At 37.7% G+C, this 25,964-nt stretch carries 23 protein-coding genes, 1 tRNA gene and 3 pseudogenes; 9 read left to right on the top strand and 18 right to left on the bottom strand.

Going from position 1 to position 25,964, the window contains the following annotated elements:
- Positions 1-279: 279 nt before the first annotated feature.
- The 10 genes and pseudogenes from pgmB to LFLEISCH_RS11530 form a co-directional block, all read right to left on the bottom strand.
- Positions 280-945 carry a beta-phosphoglucomutase gene (pgmB, locus tag LFLEISCH_RS11575; protein ID WP_007476691.1) on the bottom strand — a complete coding sequence of 222 codons (666 nt, stop codon included), beginning with the start codon at positions 943-945 and terminating at the stop codon, positions 280-282.
- Positions 942-2,058: pseudogene (locus LFLEISCH_RS16400) on the bottom strand (glycerate kinase). Before LFLEISCH_RS16400 ends, pgmB begins: the two are co-directional and overlap by 4 nt.
- A pseudogene (locus tag LFLEISCH_RS16395) lies at positions 2,055-4,231 on the bottom strand (glycoside hydrolase family 65 protein). Before LFLEISCH_RS16395 ends, LFLEISCH_RS16400 begins: the two co-directional pseudogenes overlap by 4 nt.
- Positions 4,228-5,256, bottom strand: coding sequence for a Gfo/Idh/MocA family protein (locus LFLEISCH_RS11560; RefSeq protein WP_007476685.1), 1,029 nt, complete (start codon positions 5,254-5,256; stop codon positions 4,228-4,230). Before LFLEISCH_RS11560 ends, LFLEISCH_RS16395 begins: the two are co-directional and overlap by 4 nt.
- 53 nt (positions 5,257-5,309) lie before the next feature.
- Positions 5,310-6,101 (bottom strand): sugar phosphate isomerase/epimerase family protein, encoded by a 792-nt coding sequence (locus LFLEISCH_RS11555; RefSeq protein WP_007476683.1) that lies wholly within the window; start codon positions 6,099-6,101, stop codon positions 5,310-5,312.
- 12 nt (positions 6,102-6,113) lie between these two features.
- Positions 6,114-7,166: a zinc-dependent alcohol dehydrogenase gene (locus LFLEISCH_RS11550; RefSeq protein WP_007476681.1), complete on the bottom strand. Its 1,053-nt coding sequence runs from the start codon at positions 7,164-7,166 to the stop codon at positions 6,114-6,116.
- Between the two features lie 23 nt (positions 7,167-7,189).
- Complete coding sequence (locus tag LFLEISCH_RS11545; RefSeq protein WP_007476679.1) at positions 7,190-8,041, bottom strand: carbohydrate ABC transporter permease; 852 nt, start codon at positions 8,039-8,041, stop codon at positions 7,190-7,192.
- Positions 8,028-8,909: a carbohydrate ABC transporter permease gene (locus LFLEISCH_RS11540; RefSeq protein ID WP_007476678.1), complete on the bottom strand. Its 882-nt coding sequence runs from the start codon at positions 8,907-8,909 to the stop codon at positions 8,028-8,030. Before LFLEISCH_RS11540 ends, LFLEISCH_RS11545 begins: the two co-directional genes overlap by 14 nt.
- A gap of 93 nt (positions 8,910-9,002) precedes the next feature.
- Positions 9,003-10,307 (bottom strand): ABC transporter substrate-binding protein, encoded by a 1,305-nt coding sequence (locus LFLEISCH_RS11535; protein WP_007476676.1) that lies wholly within the window; start codon positions 10,305-10,307, stop codon positions 9,003-9,005.
- On the bottom strand, positions 10,307-11,995 hold the full coding sequence (locus LFLEISCH_RS11530; protein WP_007476675.1) for an alpha-amylase family glycosyl hydrolase: 1,689 nt from the start codon (positions 11,993-11,995) through the stop codon (positions 10,307-10,309). The genes LFLEISCH_RS11535 and LFLEISCH_RS11530 overlap by 1 nt, the downstream gene beginning before the upstream one ends.
- Positions 11,996-12,202: 207 nt before the next feature.
- Between LFLEISCH_RS11530 and LFLEISCH_RS11525 the strand changes: the two genes are divergently transcribed.
- Positions 12,203-13,222: a LacI family DNA-binding transcriptional regulator gene (locus tag LFLEISCH_RS11525; RefSeq protein WP_007476673.1), complete on the top strand. Its 1,020-nt coding sequence runs from the start codon at positions 12,203-12,205 to the stop codon at positions 13,220-13,222.
- Positions 13,223-13,446: 224 nt separating this feature from the next.
- Here the strand turns inward: LFLEISCH_RS11525 and LFLEISCH_RS11520 are convergent, their stop codons facing one another.
- Positions 13,447-14,814, bottom strand: a complete 1,368-nt coding sequence (locus LFLEISCH_RS11520; protein WP_007476671.1) for a glycosyl hydrolase family 28-related protein — start codon at positions 14,812-14,814, stop codon at positions 13,447-13,449.
- A 249-nt stretch (positions 14,815-15,063) separates the two neighbouring features.
- Between LFLEISCH_RS11520 and LFLEISCH_RS11515 the strand changes: the two genes are divergently transcribed.
- The 5 genes from LFLEISCH_RS11515 (at position 15,064) to LFLEISCH_RS11500 (ending at position 17,243) form a co-directional block, all read left to right on the top strand.
- The gene (locus tag LFLEISCH_RS11515) at positions 15,064-15,396 is read left to right on the top strand and encodes a PadR family transcriptional regulator (RefSeq protein WP_007476669.1); all 333 of its coding nucleotides are present in this window, start codon (positions 15,064-15,066) and stop codon (positions 15,394-15,396) included.
- Complete coding sequence (locus LFLEISCH_RS16530) at positions 15,389-15,703, top strand: DUF1700 domain-containing protein (protein ID WP_007476667.1); 315 nt, start codon at positions 15,389-15,391, stop codon at positions 15,701-15,703. The genes LFLEISCH_RS11515 and LFLEISCH_RS16530 overlap by 8 nt, the downstream gene beginning before the upstream one ends.
- Positions 15,704-15,835: 132 nt before the next feature.
- Positions 15,836-15,979: a DUF1700 domain-containing protein gene (locus tag LFLEISCH_RS16525; protein ID WP_007476665.1), complete on the top strand. Its 144-nt coding sequence runs from the start codon at positions 15,836-15,838 to the stop codon at positions 15,977-15,979.
- Position 15,980: 1 nt separating this feature from the next.
- Entirely contained in the window at positions 15,981-17,075 is a 1,095-nt protein-coding gene (locus LFLEISCH_RS11505; protein WP_007476663.1) for a DUF4097 family beta strand repeat-containing protein, read from the top strand.
- 95 nt (positions 17,076-17,170) lie between these two features.
- A tRNA-Val gene (locus tag LFLEISCH_RS11500) sits at positions 17,171-17,243 on the top strand.
- Positions 17,244-17,288: 45 nt separating this feature from the next.
- On the opposite strand, the gene LFLEISCH_RS11495 is transcribed toward LFLEISCH_RS11500, so the two are convergent.
- The gene (locus tag LFLEISCH_RS11495) at positions 17,289-19,031 is read right to left on the bottom strand and encodes a 1-deoxy-D-xylulose-5-phosphate synthase (RefSeq protein WP_040504848.1); all 1,743 of its coding nucleotides are present in this window, start codon (positions 19,029-19,031) and stop codon (positions 17,289-17,291) included.
- Positions 19,032-19,083: 52 nt separating this feature from the next.
- A complete protein-coding gene (locus LFLEISCH_RS11490) occupies positions 19,084-19,500 on the bottom strand; it encodes a cupin domain-containing protein (protein WP_007476659.1) in 417 nt (138 codons plus the stop codon).
- Between the two features lie 166 nt (positions 19,501-19,666).
- On the opposite strand from LFLEISCH_RS11490, the gene LFLEISCH_RS11485 reads away from it, so the two are divergent.
- Together LFLEISCH_RS11485 and LFLEISCH_RS11480 are read left to right on the top strand one after the other, a co-directional pair.
- Positions 19,667-20,836 (top strand): metallophosphoesterase, encoded by a 1,170-nt coding sequence (locus LFLEISCH_RS11485; RefSeq protein ID WP_007476656.1) that lies wholly within the window; start codon positions 19,667-19,669, stop codon positions 20,834-20,836.
- A 12-nt stretch (positions 20,837-20,848) separates the two neighbouring features.
- The gene (locus tag LFLEISCH_RS11480) at positions 20,849-22,600 is read left to right on the top strand and encodes a glycerophosphoryl diester phosphodiesterase membrane domain-containing protein (RefSeq protein ID WP_007476654.1); all 1,752 of its coding nucleotides are present in this window, start codon (positions 20,849-20,851) and stop codon (positions 22,598-22,600) included.
- Between the two features lie 36 nt (positions 22,601-22,636).
- Here the strand turns inward: LFLEISCH_RS11480 and jag are convergent, their stop codons facing one another.
- The 5 genes and pseudogenes from jag to LFLEISCH_RS11460 form a co-directional block, all read right to left on the bottom strand.
- Positions 22,637-23,254 (bottom strand): RNA-binding cell elongation regulator Jag/EloR, encoded by a 618-nt coding sequence (gene jag / locus LFLEISCH_RS11475; protein ID WP_007476652.1) that lies wholly within the window; start codon positions 23,252-23,254, stop codon positions 22,637-22,639.
- Positions 23,251-24,114: a membrane protein insertase YidC gene (yidC, locus tag LFLEISCH_RS11470; RefSeq protein WP_007476651.1), complete on the bottom strand. Its 864-nt coding sequence runs from the start codon at positions 24,112-24,114 to the stop codon at positions 23,251-23,253. The genes jag and yidC overlap by 4 nt, the downstream gene beginning before the upstream one ends.
- 60 nt (positions 24,115-24,174) lie before the next feature.
- Positions 24,175-24,519 (bottom strand): ribonuclease P protein component, encoded by a 345-nt coding sequence (gene rnpA / locus LFLEISCH_RS11465; protein ID WP_007476648.1) that lies wholly within the window; start codon positions 24,517-24,519, stop codon positions 24,175-24,177.
- A gap of 111 nt (positions 24,520-24,630) precedes the next feature.
- Positions 24,631-24,767, bottom strand: a pseudogene (gene rpmH / locus LFLEISCH_RS15085) (50S ribosomal protein L34).
- 115 nt (positions 24,768-24,882) lie between these two features.
- Positions 24,883-25,383, bottom strand: coding sequence for a hypothetical protein (locus tag LFLEISCH_RS11460; RefSeq protein ID WP_007476646.1), 501 nt, complete (start codon positions 25,381-25,383; stop codon positions 24,883-24,885).
- 459 nt (positions 25,384-25,842) lie between these two features.
- Here LFLEISCH_RS11460 and LFLEISCH_RS15990 point away from each other — a divergent pair.
- The coding region (locus tag LFLEISCH_RS15990; RefSeq protein WP_007476644.1) for a hypothetical protein at positions 25,843-25,964 on the top strand (122 nt) is incomplete at its 3' end.

Raw genomic sequence — 25,964 nt, 5'->3', positions numbered from 1 at the left:
TGGAAATGCTTTTACCAAATAAAAAAAGGCAAAGTTAMAAGCTAAAGCTGTCACTCCAAAACTTAACGGCATAGCTTTTATGGCAGGTAAGCGCAAAATGACTAGAAAAATAAAAACAGATAAGATTGGCATCGCTGCCGTAATAAATTCAAAAAAATTCAATTTGCGCTCCTCCTTTACTTCTACTTTAAAGGAAGTTCCCACCTCTCATCAAGGGCAAAAATTGCATTAATTCTTGCAACTTTTGTATCTCATCCACATAAAAAAAAGAGTAGATTCTTATCTACCCTTTCGTGCTTTAGAATATAAAATTTCCACTAATTTAAAGTCTAACAAACCAGTATGGCGAAGTGTCATATCTGCATCTGTAAGCGTTGCGCCAATCCCAATACTTACCATATTCGCGCTATTGATAGCCTTTATGCCGGCCTCAGCGTCCTCTATCGCAATCACTTCATCAGGCAGTAAACCTAGACCCGCACACGCCACTTGAAAAATTTCAGGCGCTGGCTTCGAGCGCTTTATTTTCGCAGCATCCGCGACAAAATCAAACGCCTTTTCCAATTTTAAAGCCCGCAAAACGGTGGGAGCATTTTTTGAAACGGAAGCTACGCCGCATTTTACGCCCTGCTTTTTTGCCGCCAGAAGAAGTTCTTGAATGCCCGGTAAGATGTCTCTTTCTGTTAGCGATTCTAGCAAGCGCACATAATGCTCATTTTTTTTCGCAGCCAGTTTCTGAAGCTCTTCGCTATTAAATTGGTCGAGCTTATTCCCATTTTCTAAAATAAGCTTTAGGGAATCCATCCGGCTAACGCCTTTTAACTTTTCGTTAAAGGCCTCATCAAACGGAATTCCAAGACTTGTAGCAAGCGCATGCCACGCTTCAAAATGAAATTTAGCTGTATCTGTTATAACGCCATCTAAATCAAAAATAATCCCTTTCACTTGTCTCCACCTTTCCAAACTGCTGCCACATTTCGGGCTGTCCGCTCTAAGTTACTCGCCGACTCACTAAGCGTTTCAGACAGCGTAGCAACGCGCCCAATAGAAGGGAAAATAGCTGTTATTCCTTTTGTATAAAGCTCTTTTGCATCTTCTGTGACGCTACCACAAATCGCGATAACGGGCACGCCTTGTGGGGCATATTTCGCGACACCGAGAGGCGCTTTTCCTTGCGCGGTTTGACCGTCCATGCGACCTTCCCCAACAATAATTAAATCGGCATCCGCACACGCTTTTCGCATTTCCAGGCGTTCTAGGACGAATTCAATGCCGGGATTTAATTCGGCAGAGAGAAACGTTAGAAGACCAGCGCCCATTCCGCCGCCAGCTCCGCTACCTGGTTCTTCTGGTACATGACCAAAATGACGTTTAAAAAATGCGGCAAGTTGCCCATCAACTTTTTCAATTTCGGAGGAAGGTAAGCCTTTTTGAGGGCCAAAAATGGCTGTTGCCCCGTTTTCACCACAAAGCGGGTTTTCTACGTCGCTAATGACGCGAATTTTTAACTTTTTCCAAAAAAGCAGGTACTTGAGAAGCATCCATTTGCGCGATTTTATCAAGATTTTCACCAATCGCCGGTACCTCATTCCCTGCCGCATCTAAAAAGCGGTATCCGACACCTTGAGCCATGCCAATCCCGCCATCATTTGATGCGCTACCACCAATGCCAATTAAAATCTCTTCTACCCCGCTCTTCGCGGCACGTATAATTAATTCGCCAACACCAAAACTACTCACTTTGAGTGGATTTCGTTTATCTTCTGCTACTAAATGCAAACCGCACACTTCAGCCATTTCAATAAATGCCATTTTATCCGTGAGGGCATATTTCGCCTCTATTTTTTCCCCAAAAGGACCTTGTACAGAAGCCGCTTTCATTTCAGCCTGATGTGCTTTTGCTAAAATGGCAAGCGTTCCTTCTCCCCCGTCACCAACAGGAATAAGCTCATACGTCGCCTCTTTAAAAATTTGCCTAAAACCGGCATGAATCGAAGCTGCCACTTCAGGCGCCGAAAGACTTTCTTTAAAAGAATCAGGCGCAATAATAATTTTCACAGGGGAACCTCCTCCAAATTGACATGTATTTCCTTTTCTACTATATACTTTTTGCCAAAAATATTGAAATGAATCGGCGTATCTGACGATTTTCGAATGGAAATATCACGTTTTGTGAGCGTAAAATGCAAAGTCTCCCCGAGATAAACAAAGTTAAATTGCACTTTTTCCCATTTATCTGGCAGTTGCGGATTTAGTTCTAACCCTTTTTGAGTAACTGTGACGCCCGCAAAGCCGTTTATGACCATAAGCCAAATAGCGCCAAGCGACGCAGCATGGATACCATCATCAGATGTATGCGGGGCATCACCAAAATCAATACGGCAAGCTTCTTCAAAAAAGCGATAACTTAGCGCCTTTTCATTACACCAGTTAGCGATAATAGCATGTATTGCCTTACTAAGTGAGGAATCATGAATGGTCCTTGTTTCATAAAAGACAAGATTTTTCTTCATAATATCCGCATCAAATAGCGCCGGGAATAGATACATTAGCATGACCACATCCGCTTGTTTTAAAATTTGCATTTCATTGACCTCAGAACGTGCGTAGTCGAGTAAAACGCCTTGCTTCCCTTGTTCTTTTTTATATTTTTCTAAAGAAATAACGGGTTTAGATAAAAAGGTGTCATCTTGCGGGATAATGCCATTTTCGTTTGGTTTTGGTAGATAGAGTTTCTCCAAAAATTCTGCACAACTTGGGGCAAAATCTGCATTCCATTTTGCGGCTACCGCTACATTATAGTGCGCCATATAATTCGTATACGCATTATTGTCAATGTGTTCGGTATATTCATCCGGTCCAATGACATCACGAATAACCCATTTTTCCCCCAAACGCTCTGCCCGACTTAACCAAAATTCAGCCGTCATCCGCAATAATTTTGCTCCGTATTGTTTCATAAAAGTCGCATCGTTCGTCGCATTGAAATACTGCATAACCGCATAAGCGATATCCGCTACAATATGGTGTTCCGCAAGCGCAGAAGCCACTTTTTGACGTTTTCCTGTCTTAATATTAATGGCCGCAAACTCTGGCGTCTCCTCATCTCCAGAAAAAGCACTTTCCCACGGGAAAAGAGCACCTTTATAGCCATTATCGCGCGCTTTCTTCTCCGCACCTTCTAAATTATGAAAACGATATAAAAGTAAATTTTTCGCTTCTTCCGGCGAATGATGCAAAATAAAAGGTAAAAAGAAAAAATTTCTGTATCCCAAAAGACATGCCCTTTATACCCTTCTCCGGTTAAACCTTTAGCTCCAATACTTAAGCGCGAATCCTTTTTAGGCGACATAATTTCCAAGTGATAAAGCGCAAATGATACAAGCTTTTGATCCATTTCATTTTGAGATTCAATTTGAATACCAGCTTGATTCCAAAAATCGTCCCACTTTTGAATAGATTGCTTTAAAACTGCCTCATAATTTTCATTTGGCAAAAGCAAAATCGCTCCCGCTGGCGTCTCGTGATCAAGCGAGGTTATTACATATGTCATTTTTTCAAAAATAACGGTTTCATTTTTCTTACATATAAACGAAAGTTCGCCCGTAAGTTGCCGATTTTTAGCATAAAAAACAGCATCTGCCGATAATGTCGTTAAAATCGCAACGTTTTGCTTACTTTCCGTCGTCTGGTAGTGCGCAAACATTTGATTTGCTCCAAAAACTCGCGCTTCAAGCTCCACAAGTTGCTGTGTGCCAAAATTAGTTTGCTGCCCATCAATTCCAGTTTCCACTTTCATTTCCATATCCCCTGAAAGTGGCGTCACACTAATCTTTGCTGCCATAAGCGACTGCACCTTTTTAGAAGCAAATCGCCTAAATTCTAACACATAACGTCTGTTTTGCGGGCTTCGCCATTCTAGGCGACGTACGAACTCCCCCGTTTTAACATTCAAAAACAACTCAAATTGAGTGATATTTTCATTTTGCATAGAAAACACGTTACCATCTAATGTAATCTTGCAACGCGTCACATCCGGTAAATTAACCAGTTCGGCACTCGTAGAACCAGCCGGCGTATTATATATACCCGCCCTAAACATACCACGAACTTGTTCAGGATAATCTTCTTCAAACACCCCGCGCACACCAAGCGCCCCATTTCCCACAGTAAAAAGTGTGCCGTATTTATTCAATTTTTCCAAGCTAAAACCCTTTTCTGTCCATTTCATAGATATACACACGCTTCCTTTTCAGCCGATTCATAAAGAGCCGCCACAAGACGCTGAATGATAAGCCCTTCCTCACCAGTCGCCACATCACCTCTATCAAAAAGAACTTTTTCAACAAAAGCCGCCATACTAGCAGAATGACTATCTTCTTCTATAAAGCCGGGTGCTTTGAGCATTTCTAAATCGCCATCATTGTCTGTAAAAATTTCAGCAGGATAAAGCGTTCCGCCCGCTTCGTCCCCAAAAAAAGAAACATTAAAAATGCGATTTTCCTTCATATGTAACGCAAATGAAGTTTCTAACTCCAATATATGCCCGTTTTCAAACTCAATCCATCCAAAAAGCGCATCTTCCACAGTGAATTTTAAAGGATCCCAACTCCCAAATGAACCCATGCTCTTCTTCGTCCCGATTTTCTGAAAACTTTTCGCCATGACACGCTTAACTTTCGGAAAACCAAGCACGTACATCGCCACATCTAACATATGAATCCCAATATCAATAAGCGGGCCCCCGCCTTGAATTTCTTTATTCGTAAACGTCCCCCAACCCGGTACACCAGAACGCCTTAGCGCCTGCGCACGTGTCACATAAATATCCCCAAGTCGAGCCTTCTCTTTTTTCAAAAACCGCGCCTCATTTGAAAAACGGTGGTGAAAATCATAAGCTAATACGAGCCCTCTTGATGCCGCTTCCCCTGCCATTTGTTCCGCTTCTTCCGGCGTCATTGCAGGTGGCTTTTCGCACATCACGTGCGCACCATTTTGAAGAGCAAGCATCACATTTTCAAAGTGGAATCGATTGGGCGTACAAATACTTACGATATCAATGGCTTCCCTTTGAAACATCGTCTTTGCATCATCATAAGCCGCTAGAAAACCATTTTCTCTAGCAAATTCATTCGCACGTTCAAGATTCGGATCGCAAACCGCAGCAAGCTCGAGCTCCTCGCGCGTTTGATAGTAACTTGCGTGAACCGTTTCAGCCACTTGGCCCGCTCCGATGATAGCAACTCTTTTTTTCATTTTTTCAACCCCTTTATATATAGCAAGGTAAAATTTACCTTGCTGTTTTTTTCTTATAAGCACGCTTTAATATGACGAACTGCCTCTTGATAGGCTTTTTCCGGATTGTCACTTCGAATTCGACATTCGAATGTTAAATAGCCATCATATCCTAGTTCTTTTAGCGTATTAAAATGCTTTTTAAAATCAATCGCGCCACTTCCAGGCTGGAACCGATGATTTTCGGCAATGTGAATATGTTTGACATTCTTTTTATGCAAAGTTAAAGCCTTCGAAATATCGTCTTCTTCAATATTCATATGATAAAAATCAGCAATAATTTCTACGTTTGAAAGTTTATTTTTGTCGATGTAATTTTGCGCATCTTGAAGTGTATTAATCATATGGTCTTGGTAGCGATTTAGCGGCTCGAGATACACTTTTGTGCCTGTTTCACCGGCTACCTTATCCAGTTCAATTAAAGAGGCGCTAACAGCCTCAAAATCGCCTTTTGTGGAACGTGGGGATGTCATTGGAGGTAAGCGATAGGTAAACATGCCCCAGGCTGCAGGGACGACAATACCTTTGCCGCCAACTTCTTTTAATGCGTATAAAATTTCTTTGATTTCTTCTAAACCGCGCAATCGGCGTTCTTCGATAAAATCGCCAATCCAGCCGTCATAGCCGCCGCAAGCTGTTGAAACGGGTAGACCCGTCGTTTTGATTGCTTCTTTTACCTCATCAAGATTTTGAGTAAGCAATTTGCCGTCAATTTCGAAACCGTCAAATCCTAAATCTTTGATATACTGAAATTTTTCTTTTATATTTTCTGGAAAAAATGCTTGATTTTGCGTACCAATTTTCATTTTTTACACTCCTTAGAAAGTAATGCCCATTTTAATACTTTGATCTGGGTGTTGATCGACGTACTTCATAAAACCTTCTGCGCTATCTAAAAATGGCACAACAGGGTCAATAATATCCGTACAATCGAGATAGCCATTCATAAGTAGTTCAAAACATGTATCTTCTATGCGCTTTCTGTCCCAGCGTGGATAATCTGGATTTGGTTCGCTTGCTGCACGTGAAAATACAATTTTAGCGTTATTAAAATGAGCTTCACGTCCTAAATTAAATCCATCTGGAAAAGGCTTAGCAAATGCCACGTAAGAAATGGTTCCGCCGTATGCAATTCCGCGAAGTGCGCTTTGTAGCGCCGTTTGATGCCCGCTTGTTTCAATAATAGAATCGGCGCCAAGTTTATTGGTTACTTTTTTAATTTCTAGGCCGACATCCACTTTTGTAGGGTCGAATGTAAAATCGGCACCATGTTTTTTCGCGATTTCTAGGCGGTGCGGGATAGGATCCACGCCAATTACGATACTTGCTCCGGCTTTTTTAGCGAGTTGAATGGCAATTTGTCCAATGGCACCTAGGCCAATCACGACGACAAAATCACCTGCGCGAACATGGGCATCGCGAACGCCGCTCATGGCAAACTGGGCGGGGTCATAGCAAACGGCATTTTTATACTCACCTCCTGCTGGAATTTTACGCAGTTTGTAGTTGTCCACGCCTTTTGCAATGACGGTTTCTCGAATCTGTCCGTAAGTGAGTACTTTATCTCCCACTGCATATTCGGTCACAGTTTCTCCCACTTCCGTAATTTCGCCGCAAACCATATTACCAAGTGGTAAATCGCCAAACTCGATGCCGCGCGCGGCCCCCTCATCTCGTTTCACAAATAAGTTCCATTCTGGTGAAAATTCTTCATCAACAAATGGGCTAATTCCTCTAAAATCGACTATTTCTGTGCCGTGTTTGGGTGAAGCGAATTCTACTTTTATTTTTACTTCATCTGCTTGAATTTTTTGATCTTCATATTCTACAAGTGCGGCTACACGTGGTTTTGTCGCTACTAATTTTTTCATTTTTGAAATCTTCCTTTCTATTCTTAACCTTTAACTCCGCCGTCTGTTAGATTTCCTTTTATAAAGCGTTCGGATAAGGCATACATGATAACAACTGGTAATGCTGTAATAAGTGATGCGGCCATCATTCTACCCCAAATATAATCAGGTGTACTAAATAGGGTATTTAGCCCAATTGGTAGGGTAAATTTCTCGGAACTGGATAGGAAAATGGAAGCGAATAAATAGTCGTTCCAAGCTACCATAAAACAGTATACGAACACTGAAATAATTCCGGAAATGGCTAACGGGATAATGATTCTTAAAATAATTTGGAATCGGTTTAGGCCGTCCATCATCGCGGCTTCTTCTATATCGCTCGGTATGGTGTCAAAATAGCTTTTCAGCATGAAGACTGCTGTCGGCAAGGTTTGCACGACCATTGTGATGATAAGCGACATTTCTGTATCATATAAGCCTAAACTTGAAATGATTTTAAACAAAGGAACGATTAATAAAATTCCTGAAAACATATATACGGTGTAAAAGCTGGCGTTTATTGTGATGCGTCCTTTAAACCGCAGTTTGGATAATGCATACGCCCCTAATATCCCTAGCGCAACAGCGATACCGGCTGCAGCGACGGATACGACAAAACTGTTTTTATAATAGGTTAAAAACGGGAAAATATCCGGATTGAAAATATCAATATAATGTTGCCAAGTAAAATCGCGTGGGAAAATAGTTGGATTTGTTGAAATGGCCTCTTTTGTCCCTTTAAATGACGTCATTAGCATAATGAAAAAAGGAAATAAAGATACAATTAGAAAAGCAACCATCGTGATATAAAATGCGATTTTTTTGGTTCGTTTTGTTTTTTTGCTACTTACCGCCATTTAAATCCACCCGCTTTCTTGTAAAGATAATCACGACAAAAATAATGACGAATAGAATAACTGAAATGGCCGCCGCTTTTCCTAAATCGTTGAAAGCAAACGCCGTTTTATATAGATAAACCCCTAATATATTTACTTTATTCGTCAGTAAGTATACATCCGTGAACATATAGAACATCCAAATCGCCCGAAGTGTCACAACGGTGGCTAAAACAGGCATAATCGCTGGCAATGTAACAATTTTAAATTTCTGCCAAAAGTTAGCCCCGTCCATATCCGCTGCTTCGTAAAGCGAATTATCAATCGTTTGTAAAATGGCAAGAAACGAAATAAAAGCATATGGAAAATAGCGCCAAATCGCGAATAACACAACTAAAAAGAAACTTGAGACTGGATTATCAAACCATAGTGGTGCAGAATCAAACATGTGTAATAAATCCACAGTAAAGTAATTCACAATTCCATATCCGTTATTAAACATATATTTCCAAGCAAAAATAAGTGAAATTGACGGTGTCACGTAAGATAAGATAATAAGGGAGCGTGCTGTTTTTCTAAATTTAAAATCACGATTAAAGAAAATCGCGACCGCAAGTCCAAGTACAGTACTACCTGCCACAACAAGGACCGTGTAGCCAACTGTTAACCCCAGTGACGAATAAAATTCCGGGTCCTTTAAAATATCTAAATAATTGGTTAGCCCAATAAATGTCGATTGTAAATTAGGATTAAGCGGCATTTCGAGAAAACTAATTTGAATGTTCGATAGCATCGGATAAAGGACTAGCGCGGCAAGCAAAACAAAACTTGGTGCCAGTAAAATCATCGCGAGCTTAAAATCAGATCGTTTATAAACTTTTGTCTTCATAATTCCCTCCTACTAAATAAACCATACACATCCAACAAAGAGGAACAGCACACTCTTGGCTAAAATTTCGACCAAAAGAGTGCCATCCATTTTTTACTTGCCTGATGCGTCTGATTCAGCTTTAGCTTGTGCAGCTTTTAGATCCTTCGAAGGACTGCCACCGCCAACTGTTACATTATTCACCATTTGAGCGATGATACCTGAGCTTGTAATGTCCCCCATTTTTGTAAAGTTTTTGCCATCAACAAGTCCGAAAACTTGGATTTCATCAAATGAAGCAGCAATTTCATTTGAAAGGTCGCCAAACGCTTGAACGACTTCATTATTTTTATATGACTCTTCTTTTAAAACATCCTTGTTAACTGGTTGCGCACCACCTGGCGACATTAATACCCAAGATGCCATATTTTTCGGTTTGGAAAGGAATTCAACAAAGGTATTTGCCGCTTCCTTTTGCGCCTCATCAAGTCCCGCTGAAATGGTTAAACCTGAAACTGTCCCATAAACAGCTTTATCTTTTTCTTCTGGAATGGCAAAACCGATATTTTTCGACCCGCCGTCTTCAAATACAGCCGGCAAAATATAAGTGGAGTAAATAGCCATTGGCGCAGTTTTATTCATAAAAGCATCTTTAATTTCTGTTACATCGTTTGAGCCCGGCATCGTGTACTGCGAAAGCTCTTTATAATAAGTAAGCGCCTCGTTCATCGGCTTCGTATCAATCGTAATATCCCCATTTTCGTTTAAAACATTAGCTTTGTTTGAAAGGGCAAACTGAGAGAAAGCTTGCTCACTCATTGTGCTTTCTGCTGTTGGCATCGCAATCCCATACTTTTTGTTTTTAGCATCGGTAAAATGTTTCGCAACTTTTAAAACATCGTCCCAACTTTTTGGTTCCGCAAAACCAGCGTCCGAAAGAGCTTTCTTGTCATACCAAATCCCTTGTACCCAGCCGCTAATCGGCGCGGCAATATAGCTTTTACCGTCCTCAGAGCGAACTAAATTGCGGGCACCATCATAGTAACTATCTTCGCCAACTGACTTCATCACACTTTTTACAGCATCTTGGTCAATCAATTTATCTTTATCCATTACTTTCGCAAAATCTTGACTGACTTCCATAACCGCAGGAAGCTTTCCAGAACGTGCTAGCGTCACTACTTTCGTGTTATACGCATCTTCCTCAACCGGAATTTGTTTCACTTTAATATTTTTATGTTCTTTTTCGAAATCGGCAATCAATTTATTAATGACATCTAAACGATCTTTTTCAACAGAAGAGTGCATGAATTCAATGGTGGTAACCTTATCATCACTTGCTTTTCCTCCTCCACAAGCAGTAAGCAGTGCTCCTAAAACAAGCATTACAACAAGTAAAACTAAACTTTTTCTTTTCATTATTGTTCCTCCTTCGTTTGTTTTAGCCAGTAAAAGGCATAGGGGTCAAGTTTAAGGGTACCGCTCCCACGATACGACTTGCCCGTTAGTATATCCATATAGCTTCCTTCTTCTATGTCAAAATGGGCGGGCTCATTCGTTAAATTATGGAGTACAATTAATTCCTCCTCTGAATTTACACGCTTCATTACAAACAATGCTTCCCCGCCATCTAATACTTCCATTTTTATATCTGGATGGAAAAGCGGTTCATTTTTACGAAACTGAATGAGTTTTGTTAACGCATCAAAGGTTTTATGGCGTAAACTTGTCTCTTCAGCGAGTTCAGATGCTATCACATCATAATCATATTTTTTACGGTTAATAGAACGATTGTGCTGCGTTTTTTCAACACCCTCATAATCATTACGGCTACCAAGTACGCTTTGTACATAAACCGCTGGAACGCCAGGAATAGTAAGTAAAATGCTATGCGCTACTAAAAAGCGTTTCAAGCGTAAATCATCCTCATCCGTTTTTTGGTTTAGCGCATCCATATACGTCACATTAACCTCATACGGACTTTTCGTACCATCCGGATTTTCTTTATAAGAAACAAGCGCTCCCTCCTCTTCAAGCAAATGCACAAGAGAGAGAATCTCGTCTTCCGGCACAATACCACGAATCGGATTTAAGCCAATACCATCATGTGACGCCAAGAAATTAAAATACGTCGTTTGTTTAAAAGGCGTTTCAATTTTGCTTGCCCAGTCCGAAAGTATCGACGCCCTACCGTTTTTAATCGCATGGAGCACTAAAGGCGGCAGAGGAAACTGATAGACCATTTGTGCTTCATCATTATTTCCAAAATAACTAATATTATCACGGTGTGGAACATTGGTCTCCGTAATTAAAACCGTACCTGGTTTTGCCATATCAACAATTTGGCGGAAAAGTTTAATGATTTCGTGCGTTTTTGGTAGATGAATCGAGGTTGTACCCGGTTCCTTCCACATAAAACCAACCGCATCAAGACGGACATACGAAGCACCTTCCTCCAAATAAAACAGCAAAACATCCACCATTTGATATAACACTTCCGGATTTTCAAAGTTCAAATCAATTTGATCGTCGCTAAATGTGGTCCAAATATTAACATCAGACCCATCTTTTTTAGAAAAAGGGGTTAAAAGAGGGGTCGCTCTCGGCCTAGTCACCTGACTTAAATCGGTATCCGCAGGTAAATCAATAAAAAATGCCTCATATTCCGGATTTCCTGCCAAGTACTCCTTAAACCAATGACTTTCCTTTGAAATATGGTTACATACGAAGTCGAACATAAGTCGCGTAGAATTGGCCAGCGCCTTAATTTCACGCCAGTCGCCAAGTTTTGGATTCACTTCCTTATAATCAATAACCGAAAAACCATCATCTGAAGAATACGGATAAAATGGCAATATATGCACAAGTTCAAACGCATTTTTCAAATATTTATCAAAAAACATTTGAAAAGTCGAAAGCGTCTTCTCATCCTCCTTGAAAAATTGATCCCCATATGTAATTAAAACGACATCTTTTTCGTCCCACTCCGCCTTACTATAAAGCGCTTTCTTTTTTGTTTCCAAAATACGTGTTTCAATTCGTTTTCCGAGTTCACAAGCAACATCAGCTCCATAAATTCGCGAAAGTCGCTCTTTTAAATCAATCATATTGGCCTCCTTTTATGGTACCGCTCCCACAAATTGAATTATAAAATAGAAAGCGTTTTCTGTCAATTCATTTTTTATCTAATCGAGAAAAAGCCTTGCTACTAAATAATTCATGCTACTATGATGGACAATCAAGTTAAAATTGAGTAAGATAACTCTAGAGTGTTTTACATAGAACCGATACCATAAATAGAAAGGAAGATGGATTTGGCTGCCACGATATACGATATCGCAAAACTCGCGGGTGTATCGAAATCAACTGTTTCGCGTGTACTAAATAAACAAACTAATATTTCTGAAGAAGCACACAAAAAAGTGCTCCAAGCGATTAAAGAACTGGATTATCAACCGAGCAAACTAGCACGAGCCCTTACTTCATCAGGTTTTGATGCCATCATGGTCATCTCAAATCGCTCAACAAAAACAACTTCAGGGAATCCCTATTTTTCAGAAATCATCCATTCCATTTCCGTAGAAGCCGAGCGGGAAAACTTTGATTTAATTTTACAAACTGCTAAAAATAGCGAGGACGAACTCCAAAAATGCCTCACAAAAATTCAGCAAAAAATGATAAAAGGCATAATTATGTTAAGTTCCCCAGCAGACGAAACCTTTTTTGACAAAATTGACGCGTATAATATTCCTATCGTTGTCACGGGAAAAGTAGAGGGCGCTTATCAAAATATTTACTCCGTCGATACCGATAATTTCGGCGACAGCTACGCCCTAACCGAATTTCTCATCCAATCCGGCCATAAAAAAATAGCCTGTATCCACGCTCCACTAGACTATCATGTCTCCGTTGATCGCCTAGCCGGTTTCCGCAACTGTCTATTCGATCACCATTTAGACATCCGTTCTGACTGGATTATTGATAGCGGTTACCAAATTGAAGACAGCTATAAAGCAGCTGAAAAATTAATGGCTGGCCTAGATAAGCCTACCGCTGTTTTTGCGACCGATGATATTAAAGTAATGAGTATTTATAAGATGGCAGCTGACAATGGCTATAAAATCCCTGAAGATTTGTCTGTCATAGGCTACAATGATAAAGTCGCCTCTACTTTTTTGTCTCCCCCGCTCACATCCATTGATATTCCAATCAATCGTTTAGGACAGAGCGCCACAAAATTACTTTTTCAAATTTTAAAAGATAATTCCGATATTCCAAAAGAAACCATCATCACAACCAATATGATTGTGAGAGATTCCATTAAAAAAATTTAAATTCAATTGAAACGAACATCGAAACAGGCAGAAAGAAAATAAAAAGATTTTCTTTCTGCCTGTTTTTTCACGAACAATATGAATGTCTTTAAATGCTCCTCTTTTAATACAAAAATAAGCTCTTATTTTATGAACATTACATAAAATCTAAATTCGGACTTTAAAAAACGGACACCATCATTATTTAAAATGTGATGTTTGTTAATTATAACTGATAAAAAAGTTTAATTTGGCAACGCTAATGCGCGCAATCCTGCTCCACCTGATTCAGGAGCCCCGACTCTAATTGGAGCAAATTTTAGAATACCATCCACACGGTATGGAACATAAAGACCCGTATAATTATTCGCACTTCCCTCCACTACCCTTAATGTTGGGTTCCATGTTTTAGTTTCAGGATTATACTTTTGAGCCTCTAAAGCTCCATATCTAGTATAAAGAATACGTGAAGAAGCCCCATCTTGATTTACAAAATTTAGAATAGGCGCATCACTAATGCTAGAGGTTAAGATTTCAATAGACTCATTAAATGTTGTACCTAATTTATTATTGTTCGCACCTGCAATGATAGTACTGTTTTTCATGTTACCCGAAACATTTTCTTTATTACTAGTGAAAATAATATTTTGATTACAGCCTTTCCCCAAAATAACCTTCTCAATTCCTGTATGAAGTTCACTTTGCCCCGTTTGATTCAAATTATACTTACCAGAACCTTCAGTAATATCATTTTTCCCAACTTGTCGACGTATTGGCAAGACCATTACTTGATCCACAAAATATGCACCTTTGGCTTCTGTATACAAAGCATCTCCTGTAATTGCTTCATTCGTCTGCCCGATTATTGTTAAGCCTACCACAGAACGTGTTTCTGCGGTAAAGGAAATGGCTGTATGTGCAAAACCAGCTGAACATCCTGTTAAAGTCACACCTCTACAATCTTTAAAATCAAATGCAACTCCTTGACGGATGCTTCCAGGTAGTGCAGGTTCTGAAAGCGGCGGATTTGCAAAACCCTTACACCCTATTAGATTTATTTCTTGATATTTAGTGAATGAATAACAAGGTGCTATTGGCATATTTGTTGTATGGTCTACAATACAATTTTCGAGAAGAATTGTTTGCCCCACTTCGACAGTTGGATTTTCCTCCGTTTTTTTAAACAAGAAACCAGAAAAATCAGAGTGTACATTACGTACCTCAACATTACGAAAAGTAATTTGATCATAACCATTTTCAATGATAATTCCATTTGTTTGTTTGTTGTTACAATTAATATTAATCCCGTGATCTAGATTTATACCTTTGTTGCCTGAACGGTTGCTAGCTTTTTTAAAAAATAAAATAGCTTCTCCACTGAAATTATCTAAAGGGGTAATTTTAGTCAAATACGAGCTTGCAGTTTGAATACGAATACCAGAATCTGGAATGATAAGTGGTGATGAAATTCGAATATTTCCACTCGGAAAGACCACTGTACCTCCACCACTTGTTGCTATTTCTTCAAAAACTTTATTGATGGCACTTGTACTATCTGAGTATCCATCATTGTTAACACCATAATCAGTAAGATAAAAAATATTAGATTTCATGTTATGCTCTCCTTATAAATAGTTTCTGCCTTATCTCGGCGTATACTAATTTATCATCTTAACTTTAAAAAGACTATTTTAGTATCCACCAAAATAAAAAACGAGTTTTTTTATGAACAAGAATAATTTAGTTTTAATATTTTTATTTTTTAGTACCTTGCAATGAACAGTAGCTAATGATATACTGTATTCGGGTAGTGAATATTAATCAGTACTGAAAAATAAATGTAGTTAGAATGGAGGACTTTTATGGAAGTCAATCCGCAGTTTAAAAAAGGTGTTTTAGAGCTGTGCTGTTTGTACCTTATTCGCTCTAAGGACCGTTATGGTTATGAACTAGCACAACAAGTTTCCATCTATATTGAAGTCGCTGAGGGCGCCATTTATCCTGTTTTAAGACGACTCGTAAAAGATGAATACTGTACCACTTATTTAAGAGAATCAACAGAAGGTCCGTCGCGAAAATATTATCAACTAACATTAAAGGGTGAAATTTATTTGAATGAATTAATTTTTGAATGGAGCAATTTTACAGGTAGCGTTGCCAAATTAATGGAAAAGGAGGGAAAACGAGATGAATAAAGAACTTTTTTTAACAGAATTAGAAGAACGACTTGCTTCGCTAAATGAATCTGACCGAGAAGAACTATTAGAAGACTATCAGGAACATTTTCGAAGCGGTAAAGCAGAAGGAAAAAGTGAAGAAGAAATCGTTTTAAGTCTTGGAACACCAAAATCTATTGCAGAAGATATTTTTACTGAGCGTGAAGAGCTCCTGCAAGATCCAATAACACCACCAGAAACTTACTATGTCCCAAGAAAGCCAACTACAAAAGAACGTACGCCTGGTTTACGAGTTCTCCTACTAATCGGACTTATTTTCCTTTGATCTTTAGTTTTACTTATTCCAGTCGGCTTTGCAGTTTGGAGCTTTGTTATTTCGTTATGGTTACTTGTCGGAACGCTCGTTTTATCCCCTCTATTTCTAGTCCTCTCTCCGCTATTTGGCCAGACGATTGAAATGTATCAAGGTTTTGGAACCATTGCTATGACAGGACTTGGTTTAATGTTCCTACCTGCTGTTCTCTGGCTTACAAAACTAATTAAAAAAGCAACAATCATCGTCATTTCTTGGCATGCTTATACATTGAAAGGGGGACGTTAAGATGAAAAATAAAAATTGGACTTGGCGCCTCTTTTTTGCCGGCTTAGTTTTACTTATTATTGGAGGAATTGGCTTTGCCTTTACTTTCCAAAGCGGCAACATGTTTGAAAAAGGAGAAGCCTACTCTAAAACATTTACTTTAACAAATGATACGGTGAAAAATATAACAGTTGATACAACGCACGACAGCAACATTCTTTTTAAGGAAAGCCAAAATGGAAAAAATTACGTTGAGGTCTCCGGTCATTATTCTAGTAATGAGATTAAACAAATTAAATCGGCGGATGTCCAAAATGATGGTACCACACTTAATCTTGAAGTGAAAAACAAAGGTTCCTTTTTCAATTTCATGAAAATCTATGCATATGGAAAACAAAACGTTACAATTTATCTAAACAAAGATTCCGCATTAGATGAACTTACCATTCATGGGAATTCAGCTGACACACTTGTTTCAGACGGAAAAGTGAAGAATCTTGAAGTATCTGCTTCTTCCGGCGAAATTCAACTTGAACGGATGACATCAAACAGCACGAAAGTAACGAATGAGTCAGGCGATGTTCGTCTAACGGACCTTAAAGGTTCTACTACAGTGACATCTTCTTCAGGTGAAATTGAAACGACTCGTCTAAAAGGAAGTCTAACTATTGAAAGCTCATCTGGCGACATTAGTACAGAAAACATTTCAGGCGAAGAAATAAAACTAACAAATAACTCAGGCGAAATACAAGCCAATCTTCTTTCCGCTAAACAAATTAGTTTTGAATCAAACTCTGGTGATATTGAAGGTGCCCGCTTAGACGGAAAAGTTCATGCAAATAATTCTTCTGGCACAATTGATTTAGAAGATTTAATGAAAGATTCTTCTGCTAAAACGAGTTCTGGCGACATTGATTTGACGTTTAGCCAAGCACCAAAAACGGTAGACGCTAATTCAAATTCCGGTGAAGTTAATATAGAACTTCCAAGTGGGACAAAAGCCATTTATAATGTTCGTTCAGATTCAGGTAGCGTTAAAATTCCAAATAACTCGAAAAACGCATCAACCGAAATAAATGCTGTCACCTCTTCTGGAGATATTAAGGTAAGCCATTAAATTTAAAAGCCAACACTCTTTTTTTTAAAAAATTAGGGTGTTGGCTTTTAATTGAATTGACTTCTAGGGTTAAAATTCGTATTATTAATTTATACGGTCCTGTAGCTCAGTTGGGAGAGTATCACCTTGACATGGTGGGGGTCGCTGGTTCGAGACCAGTCGGGACCATTATAAACTAAAGCCAAGAATTTTTGCATTCTTGGCTTTTTATATTTACATCGACAAATTTGTTTCACGTGAAACATTTAAAATTTGACTACAAATATTTTCTACTGTTACACCATTTTCTGCTAATAATTCCGTTGCTTTATAACGGTCATGAAAGGCCTTATCCAAGCCATAATTTTGAACTTTTAAATGTGTATTTCCAAGATAGCTGGCTACGGTTTGACCATATCCTCCACTAATAATACCATCTTCCATGGTCACAACGAGTTGATGATTTGTTTCCAAACTATCAAGCAAATCCGTATCAAGTTCAGAAATAAATTTAGGGTTAATAATGGTCGCTTTTATTTGATGTTTTTTCTCAAGATTTTCAGCTACTTCTTCGGCTAAACTATAAAAATTCCCTACTCCAATTAAAGCCACACCAGAACCAGTTTGTGTAACTTGATTTTTATTTAGATTCTCGTAATCCGTTTCATCCGGAATCCCTGTTTCTTTAAGAGGACCCACTGGCACACGAATAGCCACTGGATGGTTTGTTTGATCAATAGACCAGTCAAGCATAGCGAGATATTCTTCTTTATTTGTCGGTGCAAGATAGACAAGATTTGGGATATGACTTAAAAATGGAATATCAAAAATGCCTAAGTGACTTTCATCATTCATTCCATTTACAGATGCTCCGTAGACTAAAATGGTCGCAGCTTGATTGTTTAAAGCTAAATCATGCGAAATTTGATCATACGTCCGTTGCATAAATGTGGAGAATACAGCCCAAACTGGTTTTGCTCCATTTTTGGCCAGGCCCGTAGCCATTGTTGCAGCATGCTCTTCTGCGATACCTACATCCACAAATTGCTGCCCCACTTCCTCACGTTCTGCTTGATTAAATATAAGCATTGGCGTCCCTGCGTTAACGGTTACTATTGTAGGATCATTTTTCATTTTTTCCATTAAGAAATCTGTGGTTACCTTGTTATAAGTTAATGGATTAGTAGCTTGTAAATATTCACCGGTTTCTAGGCTGAAAGGACCTCCTGCATGGAATTTTTCGTGGTTCTCTTCAGCAAATTTAAACCCTTTCCCCTTCATCGTGTGGATATGAAGAAGTACTGGATGTTCTTTATCTTTGACCTGTTTTAGTACAGAAATTAACGCTTCTAAATCATTACCATCCTCTAAGTAATAGTAGTCAAACCCGAGTGCTTTAAAGAAATTATCCGCAGCCTCGCCATTTGTTTCACGTAATGTCCGGAGATTTTTATAAATCCCACCATAATTTTCAGCAATTGACTGGTCATTATCATTCACAATAACAATCGTATTAGTGCCTTGTTCAACAATATTATTCAAGCCCTCATACGCAAGGCCACCAGATAGCGAACCATCGCCAATAACTGCTACAACATTACTTGTCTCTTTCTTTAAATCACGAGCTTTTGCTACACCATTCGCTAAAGAAAGTGAGGTTGACGTATGGCCAATTGTAAATAAATCGTGTTCACTCTCTTTTGGATTTGTATAACCAGAAACATCGTCATAATGTGCCGCATCAAGAAAGGCTTCCTTCCGTCCAGTTAACATTTTATGGATATACGTTTGGTGAGAAACATCAAATACAAATTTATCGACTGGGGATTGGAAGACATAATGCATCGCTACGGTTAATTCTACAACTCCTAAATTGGGGCCATTATGACCTCCGTGCCGGCTAATTTTCTCAAGAAGAGCCGTTCTCGCTTCCTTGACTAAAATATTTAATTCGTCATTTGTCAATTTTTTTAACATCTTTTGGGGATTCTATTTTTTCAATAATCATAGTAAATGCTCCTTGCAGTTTTTAGTTTTTTTCTAAATTTGAATACCATTCATCACTTACGGGTTCAAGCCATTCTGGTGTCCCAGCAGTAATAGCAATATGTGAAAACCAACTATCTTTTGTCGCTCCGTGCCAATGTTTAATCCCGTCATGAGTGACTATAACATCACCAGGTTTTAAAAATTGGGCTGGTTTTCCCTCTTCTTGATAATAGCCTTCACCACCTGTAACTAAAAGTAGCTGAAATCCATCACGATGAATGTGCCAGTTATTACGACATCCCGGTTCAAAAGTTACATTCCCTACACCCACATCAACATTTTCATCACTAACCAGTGTTTGCAAATAGCTCTGCCCTTTAAAATACTGGCTAAATGCCTCGTTTTTTTCACCTATAGGAAAAATAATACCGTCTTTTACTTCTTTATGTTTTGCCATGCTTCATCCCTCCTATGTTAATTTTTTAACATAGTCATCATAAACTCTGGAGTTCACTCCAAGTCAAGTAAAAACAATTTTCATCTCTTTCCTGCCTTTTTTGGAGGATAAAATGCTATACTAAAATTAAAGATTGTTTCACGTGAAACATTAAGGACTGGTTTTTATGGAGATTAAAACGTCAATTCATACTCTTTTCCTTCAAGTGGGAATAAATCGCCACGGGAAAGATGAATTTTTAAAAAATATGATTTTGCCACAATTGATTTTGGATTGCGAGAGGCCACCTCAATTTGTCCACTTAGAACAAAACGCCTCTGATTTCGAACAAAAGTTAGTGGAAGCGATTCGGTATCCTACAAACACGGAATATGTTTTTATTAGTACTGCTCATTTAACGGATGAATTTTATGGTTATTTAAATCGTCAGGCTGAAAAAAATCGTTATTCTATTGAAATTTTTGATTTTGGGGATTCAAAATCGGCTTTCCATCATTTAGATGAAGAGCAGATTCATCACGTTGATTATGGCCAAACGAATATATCTATTTCGAGTAATTACGAAGCATACGAGGAGTGTTTATTACCGGGAAATAAAACATATCATATTATTGGGGATACACATGAGTGTATAGATGAACTAAAAAGTTTGCTTATTTCTTTTGGTTTTCAATTTGATAAGGAAGATGCGGTTTTGGTTTGTCCACCTAGTGATCAGGCGTTTATTTTTTTAGGAGATTTTATTGATAAAGGAAAGCAAACGGAGCAGATGGTTAAATTTTTATATAAAAACTGGCAGTATTTCTATTTTGTACTTGGAAATCATGAAAGTTTTGTTTATAAATATATTCGCGGAGAAATTAAAGGGGCCAATCAAAAAATTGTAGATACTTATTTTGATTCGATTCCGGTATTAAAAGCAAATCCTGAGCTTCTTCAAAAGTTTAATTTTTTAGTAGAACATGCTCGCCCCTTCTATGAATTAAAAGGTTGTTTTATTGCTACACATGCCCCCTGTAAAAATAAATATTTAGGTAAACTGGACGAAAAATCACTACGTAAAATGCGCAATTTCCATTTGAATCGTGATATGCCCACTCAGGAACAGCTGCTATTTTTAAAAAAAGAGGCTTCGAATGACCTTCCATTTCACTTTTTTGGACACGTCGCAAGTGCTAATGCTTTTCGTATTCAAAATAAAGTACACCTTGATACAGGATGTGTTCACAGCAATTTACTAACCGCTGCCACTATCCATAACCAAAGTTTAAAAATCAAATCTATTCCTTCGCACCATGAAACGACTTTAGATAAAAAATTACCACATTTGTTTTAAAAGGAGTTTACCATGGGAGATATTTTATATAGTTTTAACAATATGAGGCGGAATTTATCAATTTATTTAAAGTGGATTAGTATTTTTTCGCTCGTCCAAATCGCGATTTTACTACCACTTTTTTCTTATTTTTTCTTTCTAATTTTACATTTAGCAGGTGTTCAAAGTCTAAATGATAACAATCTATTTGATATTTTCGGAATGCCAGTTATCCTAAGCCTTCTTATCGTGCTTGTTTTAGCTTTTCTTTTTATTTTTTATTACGAAATCGGCATTTTTATTTTGCTCGCCCATAACATTCAAAATCAGATTCCCTTTACATTAAGATCCATTTTAAAAACCCTTACAAAAAAAGCTCGCTATATGTTGAGTTTGCAGGTTTTCTACTTTCTCATTTATTTTTTCCTACTTATGCCAATCGCCGGCTTAATTTTGCCCGCCACTCTAACAGAAAACCTCTATTTACCGCACTTTATCATCGATGAATTAATGAAATCTTGGCAAGGAGCCGCGTTATATATCGGCGTCTTCCTCCTCGTATTTTACCTAAGCATGCGCCTATTATACGCGCTTCCTTTTTTCATCATCGAAAAAGAATTAACCATTTTTCAGGCGATTAAAAAGAGTTTTGCCGTCCCTCATAAAATTTTACTTCAACTTTTAATCGAAGCTGCGGTTTCACTCCTTGTGTTTAGTCTTATTTTCTCAGCCGTTTTATTTCTCTTAGGCTGGCCCGTTGATCTGCTTGACCGCACTTCTTGGCAATTTGTTCCCTTTTTCGCCGGTGTCATTTTAACCTGTATGCAAGTGCTCGCTTTCATCTACACCTGTTTCATCCAAGGCTATTTAACGCAGCTTTTGATTGCCAAATTAACCATCCAGAAAGTCCCCATTAAAACCAAAAACAATTGGACGCTACCCTATAAAAAAACCTTTATCCCGCTGCTAGTTATCACATTTATCGTACTAAGCTATTTTAATATCAATTCGATTTATCAAACTCTTTACACCCCGAACACACTTATCATTGCACATCGGGGCGATACTAAAAATGCTGTCGAAAATACACTTCCGGCGTTTAAAAATGCAGCAAAAAACGGCGCGGATTACGCGGAACTAGATATTTTAGAAACAAAAGATCATCAATTTGTCGTTTTTCACGACTCCACGTTACGCCGTCTTGCGGGACGAAATGACCGTATCCAAGACTTAACAGCCGAACAGCTCACAAAAATCGAGCTTCGTAGCGGAAATTATCGCGCCCACATTCCAACACTCGAAGAAACCATTACTTTGGCTAAAAGTGAGAATTTGCGTTTACTTATTGAAATTAAAAAACACGGCGGAGAATCAGCTGATATGGAAGAACGTTTTGTGCACCTTCTACAAAAAGAAAAAGTAACCAAAGACTATCTCGTTCAGTCTCTCTATCAAGACGTCAATAAACGCATTAAAAAGCTCGATCCAACCATTAAAACCGGCATGGTAACTGCCCTTAATGTTGGTAACCTTCCTAAAACGGAAGATAATTTTATCGTGCTTGAAGATTTTTCCGTCACAAATCGCATTTTATTCCAAGCAAATCAAGCTAACAAAGACATTTTCATTTGGACGGTTAACCAGGAAAGCCTTATGCGCCACTATTTACAAAAAAATGTAGATGGACTTATCACCAATTATCCAAAACGCGCTTCCGAATTGCGCCAAACAATCAATAAAGACACATCCCTACGCGAACGAATTGAAAATCAAATTTTAGATTAAAAAAGCGGTAGAAGAAAAATTCTTCTACCGCTTTTTTTATTTCGCTGGTTTTATCACAATGTAACGGTACGGGTCGCGCCCTTCCGAATGTGTTTCAACCTTTGTATTCTCGCTTAAAATAGCATGGATAATCTTGCGCTCAAACGACGGCATCGGTTCAAGATGTACCGCACGACGCGTTTTAACTGCCTTATCACCCATTTTCTTAGCAAGTCCAGAAAGTGTTTCATAACGTCTTTCACGATAATCACCAACATTGACCAAAATATTTTTAAATTGTTCGGTTTGTTTGTTAGCAATTAGTTGTGTTAAATATTGAAGCGAGTTTAAAGTTTGACCATGTTTTCCGATTAAAACGCCTAGGTTTTCTCCAGAAATTTGGATTTTAATATCTTTTCCTTCTTCTTCTACGTCAATTGAGATTTTTGCACCCATTTTTTCAGCAATATCCAAAATATAATCGGTCGCAATTTGCGTGCCGTTTTCTTTTTCAATTACTTTAACCATAGCTAAACGTGAACCTAATCCGAAAATACCTTTTTTTCCTTCATCCATAACTTCAACTTCGACTTGGTTTCGTTCCAGTTTTAGTTCATTAAGTGCATTTTGAACAGCTTCTTCTACAGTTTGGCCTTGCGCAGTTATATCTCTCACTTTCTCTTCTTACCTCCTTTTTTAGAAGCTTTCATGTTAGAGGCTTTCTTTTGCAGTCTTGCTTCTTCTGCTTGTGCTGCTTCAAGAGCTTCTTGCTCTCGTTTATTTTTAAAAGGATTATTAATTAAAAGTGTTTGGAATACAGTAAAGACATTACCGATAATCCAGTACAATGCTAGTGCTGATGGTAGCGTAATACCCATAAATAAAATCATAACAGGCATAATATAAACAATCATGGCCATTGATTTATTTTGTTGTGTTTGTCCCATCATCGAAATTTTAGATGAAAGGAATGTAGTAAGAGCCGCTATAATCGGCAGTATATAATACGGATCGGGGTTCCCAAGTGTCATCCATAAAAATGTATCTGTTTTAATTTCAGCAGTTCGACTAATGGCTTGATAAAAACCAATTAGAATCGGCATTTGAATTAAAAGTGGTAAACAACCCATCATGGGATTAATATTATGTTCTTGATAAAGTCGCATTGTTTCTTGTTGTAATTTTTGTTTCGTTTCATTATCTTTTGATGCGTATTTCGCTTGAAGTTCTTTTAATTTCGGCTGAACATTCATCATTTCTTTTTGGCTCTTAATTTGTTTAATCATGAGTGGCATGATAAGTAAACGAATTAAAATAGTTACAACGATAATTCCCATCGCATAGTTGCCACCAAATAAATCAGCAAACCAAGTAATTATCCACGACAGAGGAAATACGATGTAATGACTCCAAAATCCAGTGGAATCTTTTGTGATTGGCTCAGTTGAGTACCCGCATCCTGAAAGAACTGCCATAAGAAGTACTACTAAACCCGCGATAAACAGTTTTCTCTTCAGGTTTTTTTTCTTTTTCAAAAAATGTTACCTCCCATTCCGCCTTTTTTTCAAATTCTCACTCATTTAGAATAGCTCTTTTTAGAACGTTTCATGACTTTCGCAATTTTTTAAAACGTGCTCTAAGCTACTTTTTACTTCGTGAAAATCCATATTGGCCGCCGGTTTTCTGGCGATAATAATATAGTCATTTTGTGAATCAATTTCCGTTTCAAATTCATGGAAAGCTTGTCGTATGTAACGTTTAATCCGGTTTCGACAGACAGCGTTTCCAATTTTTTTACTAACAGATAAACCAATTCGAAAATGATTTGAGTCTTCTCTCTTTAATTTATACACGACAAATTGACGGTTAGCAAATGACTTCCCCTTTTTAAAAACAAGCTGAAAGTCATCATTTTTTTTGATGCGATATTCTTTTTTCATAGTGACTCCTTTAGCAAACTTCTACAACTAAAAACGAAAAAGATTATTCTTTTTAAAGCACAATGATTATGTAATCTAACAATAAAAAAACCACTGAGCCTTTTCAGTGGTCTACGCAGATAATACTTTTCTTCCTTTACGACGACGTGCTGCTAAAACTCTACGTCCGTTTTTAGAACTCATACGTGTACGGAAACCATGTACTTTTTTTTCTTTTTACGTTTACTTGGTTGATATGTTCTTTTCACTTTGTTACACCTCCCATAAAAGGGTCCAATCGAATTAAATCTATTAGACAGTCTTAAATATTGTACGTAAATTAACTTTATTTGTCAATAGAGCCGGATAAAACTCCGCACATAATCATACCACATTTTGACCATCAAAAAAACCCTTTACTGTGATAAATTCAGATATTTTTTTTCGTTCCGTTTTTATACATGGAATTTGTCGCTTCGATATTTTCCTCAAATACTCGAGAAACTCTCCTATTTTTTCATATTCTAGTGGACATTCAAATTTTAATTTATGTTGGATCAAATAATTATCAAGATAGTAACTCGATTCATTAAATTTCAATAAATCTTCTATAAAATGAATCACTTTCGAAAATTTAGGCATCTCCTCTTCTTCCTCAATATCCGTATAATGAAAAAAAAGAACATAAATATGATTTTTCTTTAGACTATTTTCAAAAATTTTTGGTTCAATGCTACTTTTGTAAAAAACAGTAAAATCTTTTAATACAGCTGGTTTTCTCTTATCATAAATAACCAAATAACCAAATACATCTTCTATATTTTTTTGCTCGGTGACACGATAAAATTCTAAATCTTTACTATTGATTAATCTTTGAAAACGCACGATTAAACACAACCTTTTTGTCAAATTAGCACTGTACCATTTTATTGTAACATAGCTCATTACTTTTTGTTTAGCGTGTGGATAAATATTTATTTTTGTTAAAATTTATCCACAAACCTAATTTTCGCTTGTGGATAATTATTTTTTTGTTAAAATTTATACAGAGAACTACTAACAAGTTATACACAATTACATATGCTGTGGAAAACTTTTTTTAACAAGTGCATAAGTTTGGGGATAAAATTTGAAAGTCCTTGCTATTCAAGCTTTTTTTTGATAATATATCATGTGTTGAAGAGAAAATAAATTGGGGAAAACTAAACTTATCCACAACTTTATTTAATATTGTGGATATTTTTTAAACAGGGTTGGGATATCTTTATCCACCGTTTTTTTATCTTGTGGATAAGTTCAACCTAAACTTTTTATTTTTATAAATATCGTAGAGGGGGGAGTTTTTTGCAATCTATTGAAGATATTTGGTCTGATGTGCTACAAATTGTCCAAAAAAATATGAGTAAACCTAGTTATGATACATGGAAGCTCGTACCGTCTGAGCATCCATCGATTGTACAGCCTAC

The organism is Listeria fleischmannii subsp. fleischmannii LU2006-1 (assembly GCF_000344175.1).
Lineage (GTDB): Bacteria > Bacillota > Bacilli > Lactobacillales > Listeriaceae > Listeria > Listeria fleischmannii.
The sequence above is the reverse complement of the archived record's forward strand: the minus strand, read 5'-3'. Positions and strand labels throughout refer to the sequence as shown.

Coding starts and splice junctions, on each gene's coding strand:
- LFLEISCH_RS11560 (WP_007476685.1), bottom strand. CDS start 5,256: ATGAAAAAAAGAGTTGCTATCATCGGAGCGGGCCAAGTGGCTGAAACG.
- LFLEISCH_RS11555 (WP_007476683.1), bottom strand. CDS start 6,101: ATGAAAATTGGTACGCAAAATCAAGCATTTTTTCCAGAAAATATAAAA.
- LFLEISCH_RS11550 (WP_007476681.1), bottom strand. CDS start 7,166: ATGAAAAAATTAGTAGCGACAAAACCACGTGTAGCCGCACTTGTAGAA.
- LFLEISCH_RS11545 (WP_007476679.1), bottom strand. CDS start 8,041: ATGGCGGTAAGTAGCAAAAAAACAAAACGAACCAAAAAAATCGCATTT.
- LFLEISCH_RS11540 (WP_007476678.1), bottom strand. CDS start 8,909: ATGAAGACAAAAGTTTATAAACGATCTGATTTTAAGCTCGCGATGATT.
- LFLEISCH_RS11535 (WP_007476676.1), bottom strand. CDS start 10,307: ATGAAAAGAAAAAGTTTAGTTTTACTTGTTGTAATGCTTGTTTTAGGA.
- LFLEISCH_RS11530 (WP_007476675.1), bottom strand. CDS start 11,995: ATGATTGATTTAAAAGAGCGACTTTCGCGAATTTATGGAGCTGATGTT.
- LFLEISCH_RS11520 (WP_007476671.1), bottom strand. CDS start 14,814: ATGAAATCTAATATTTTTTATCTTACTGATTATGGTGTTAACAATGAT.
- LFLEISCH_RS11515 (WP_007476669.1), top strand. CDS start 15,064: ATGGAAGTCAATCCGCAGTTTAAAAAAGGTGTTTTAGAGCTGTGCTGT.
- LFLEISCH_RS16530 (WP_007476667.1), top strand. CDS start 15,389: ATGAATAAAGAACTTTTTTTAACAGAATTAGAAGAACGACTTGCTTCG.
- LFLEISCH_RS16525 (WP_007476665.1), top strand. CDS start 15,836: ATGTATCAAGGTTTTGGAACCATTGCTATGACAGGACTTGGTTTAATG.
- LFLEISCH_RS11505 (WP_007476663.1), top strand. CDS start 15,981: ATGAAAAATAAAAATTGGACTTGGCGCCTCTTTTTTGCCGGCTTAGTT.
- LFLEISCH_RS11495 (WP_040504848.1), bottom strand. CDS start 19,031: ATGTTAAAAAAATTGACAAATGACGAATTAAATATTTTAGTCAAGGAA.
- LFLEISCH_RS11490 (WP_007476659.1), bottom strand. CDS start 19,500: ATGGCAAAACATAAAGAAGTAAAAGACGGTATTATTTTTCCTATAGGT.
- LFLEISCH_RS11485 (WP_007476656.1), top strand. CDS start 19,667: ATGGAGATTAAAACGTCAATTCATACTCTTTTCCTTCAAGTGGGAATA.
- LFLEISCH_RS11480 (WP_007476654.1), top strand. CDS start 20,849: ATGGGAGATATTTTATATAGTTTTAACAATATGAGGCGGAATTTATCA.
- rnpA (WP_007476648.1), bottom strand. CDS start 24,519: ATGAAAAAAGAATATCGCATCAAAAAAAATGATGACTTTCAGCTTGTT.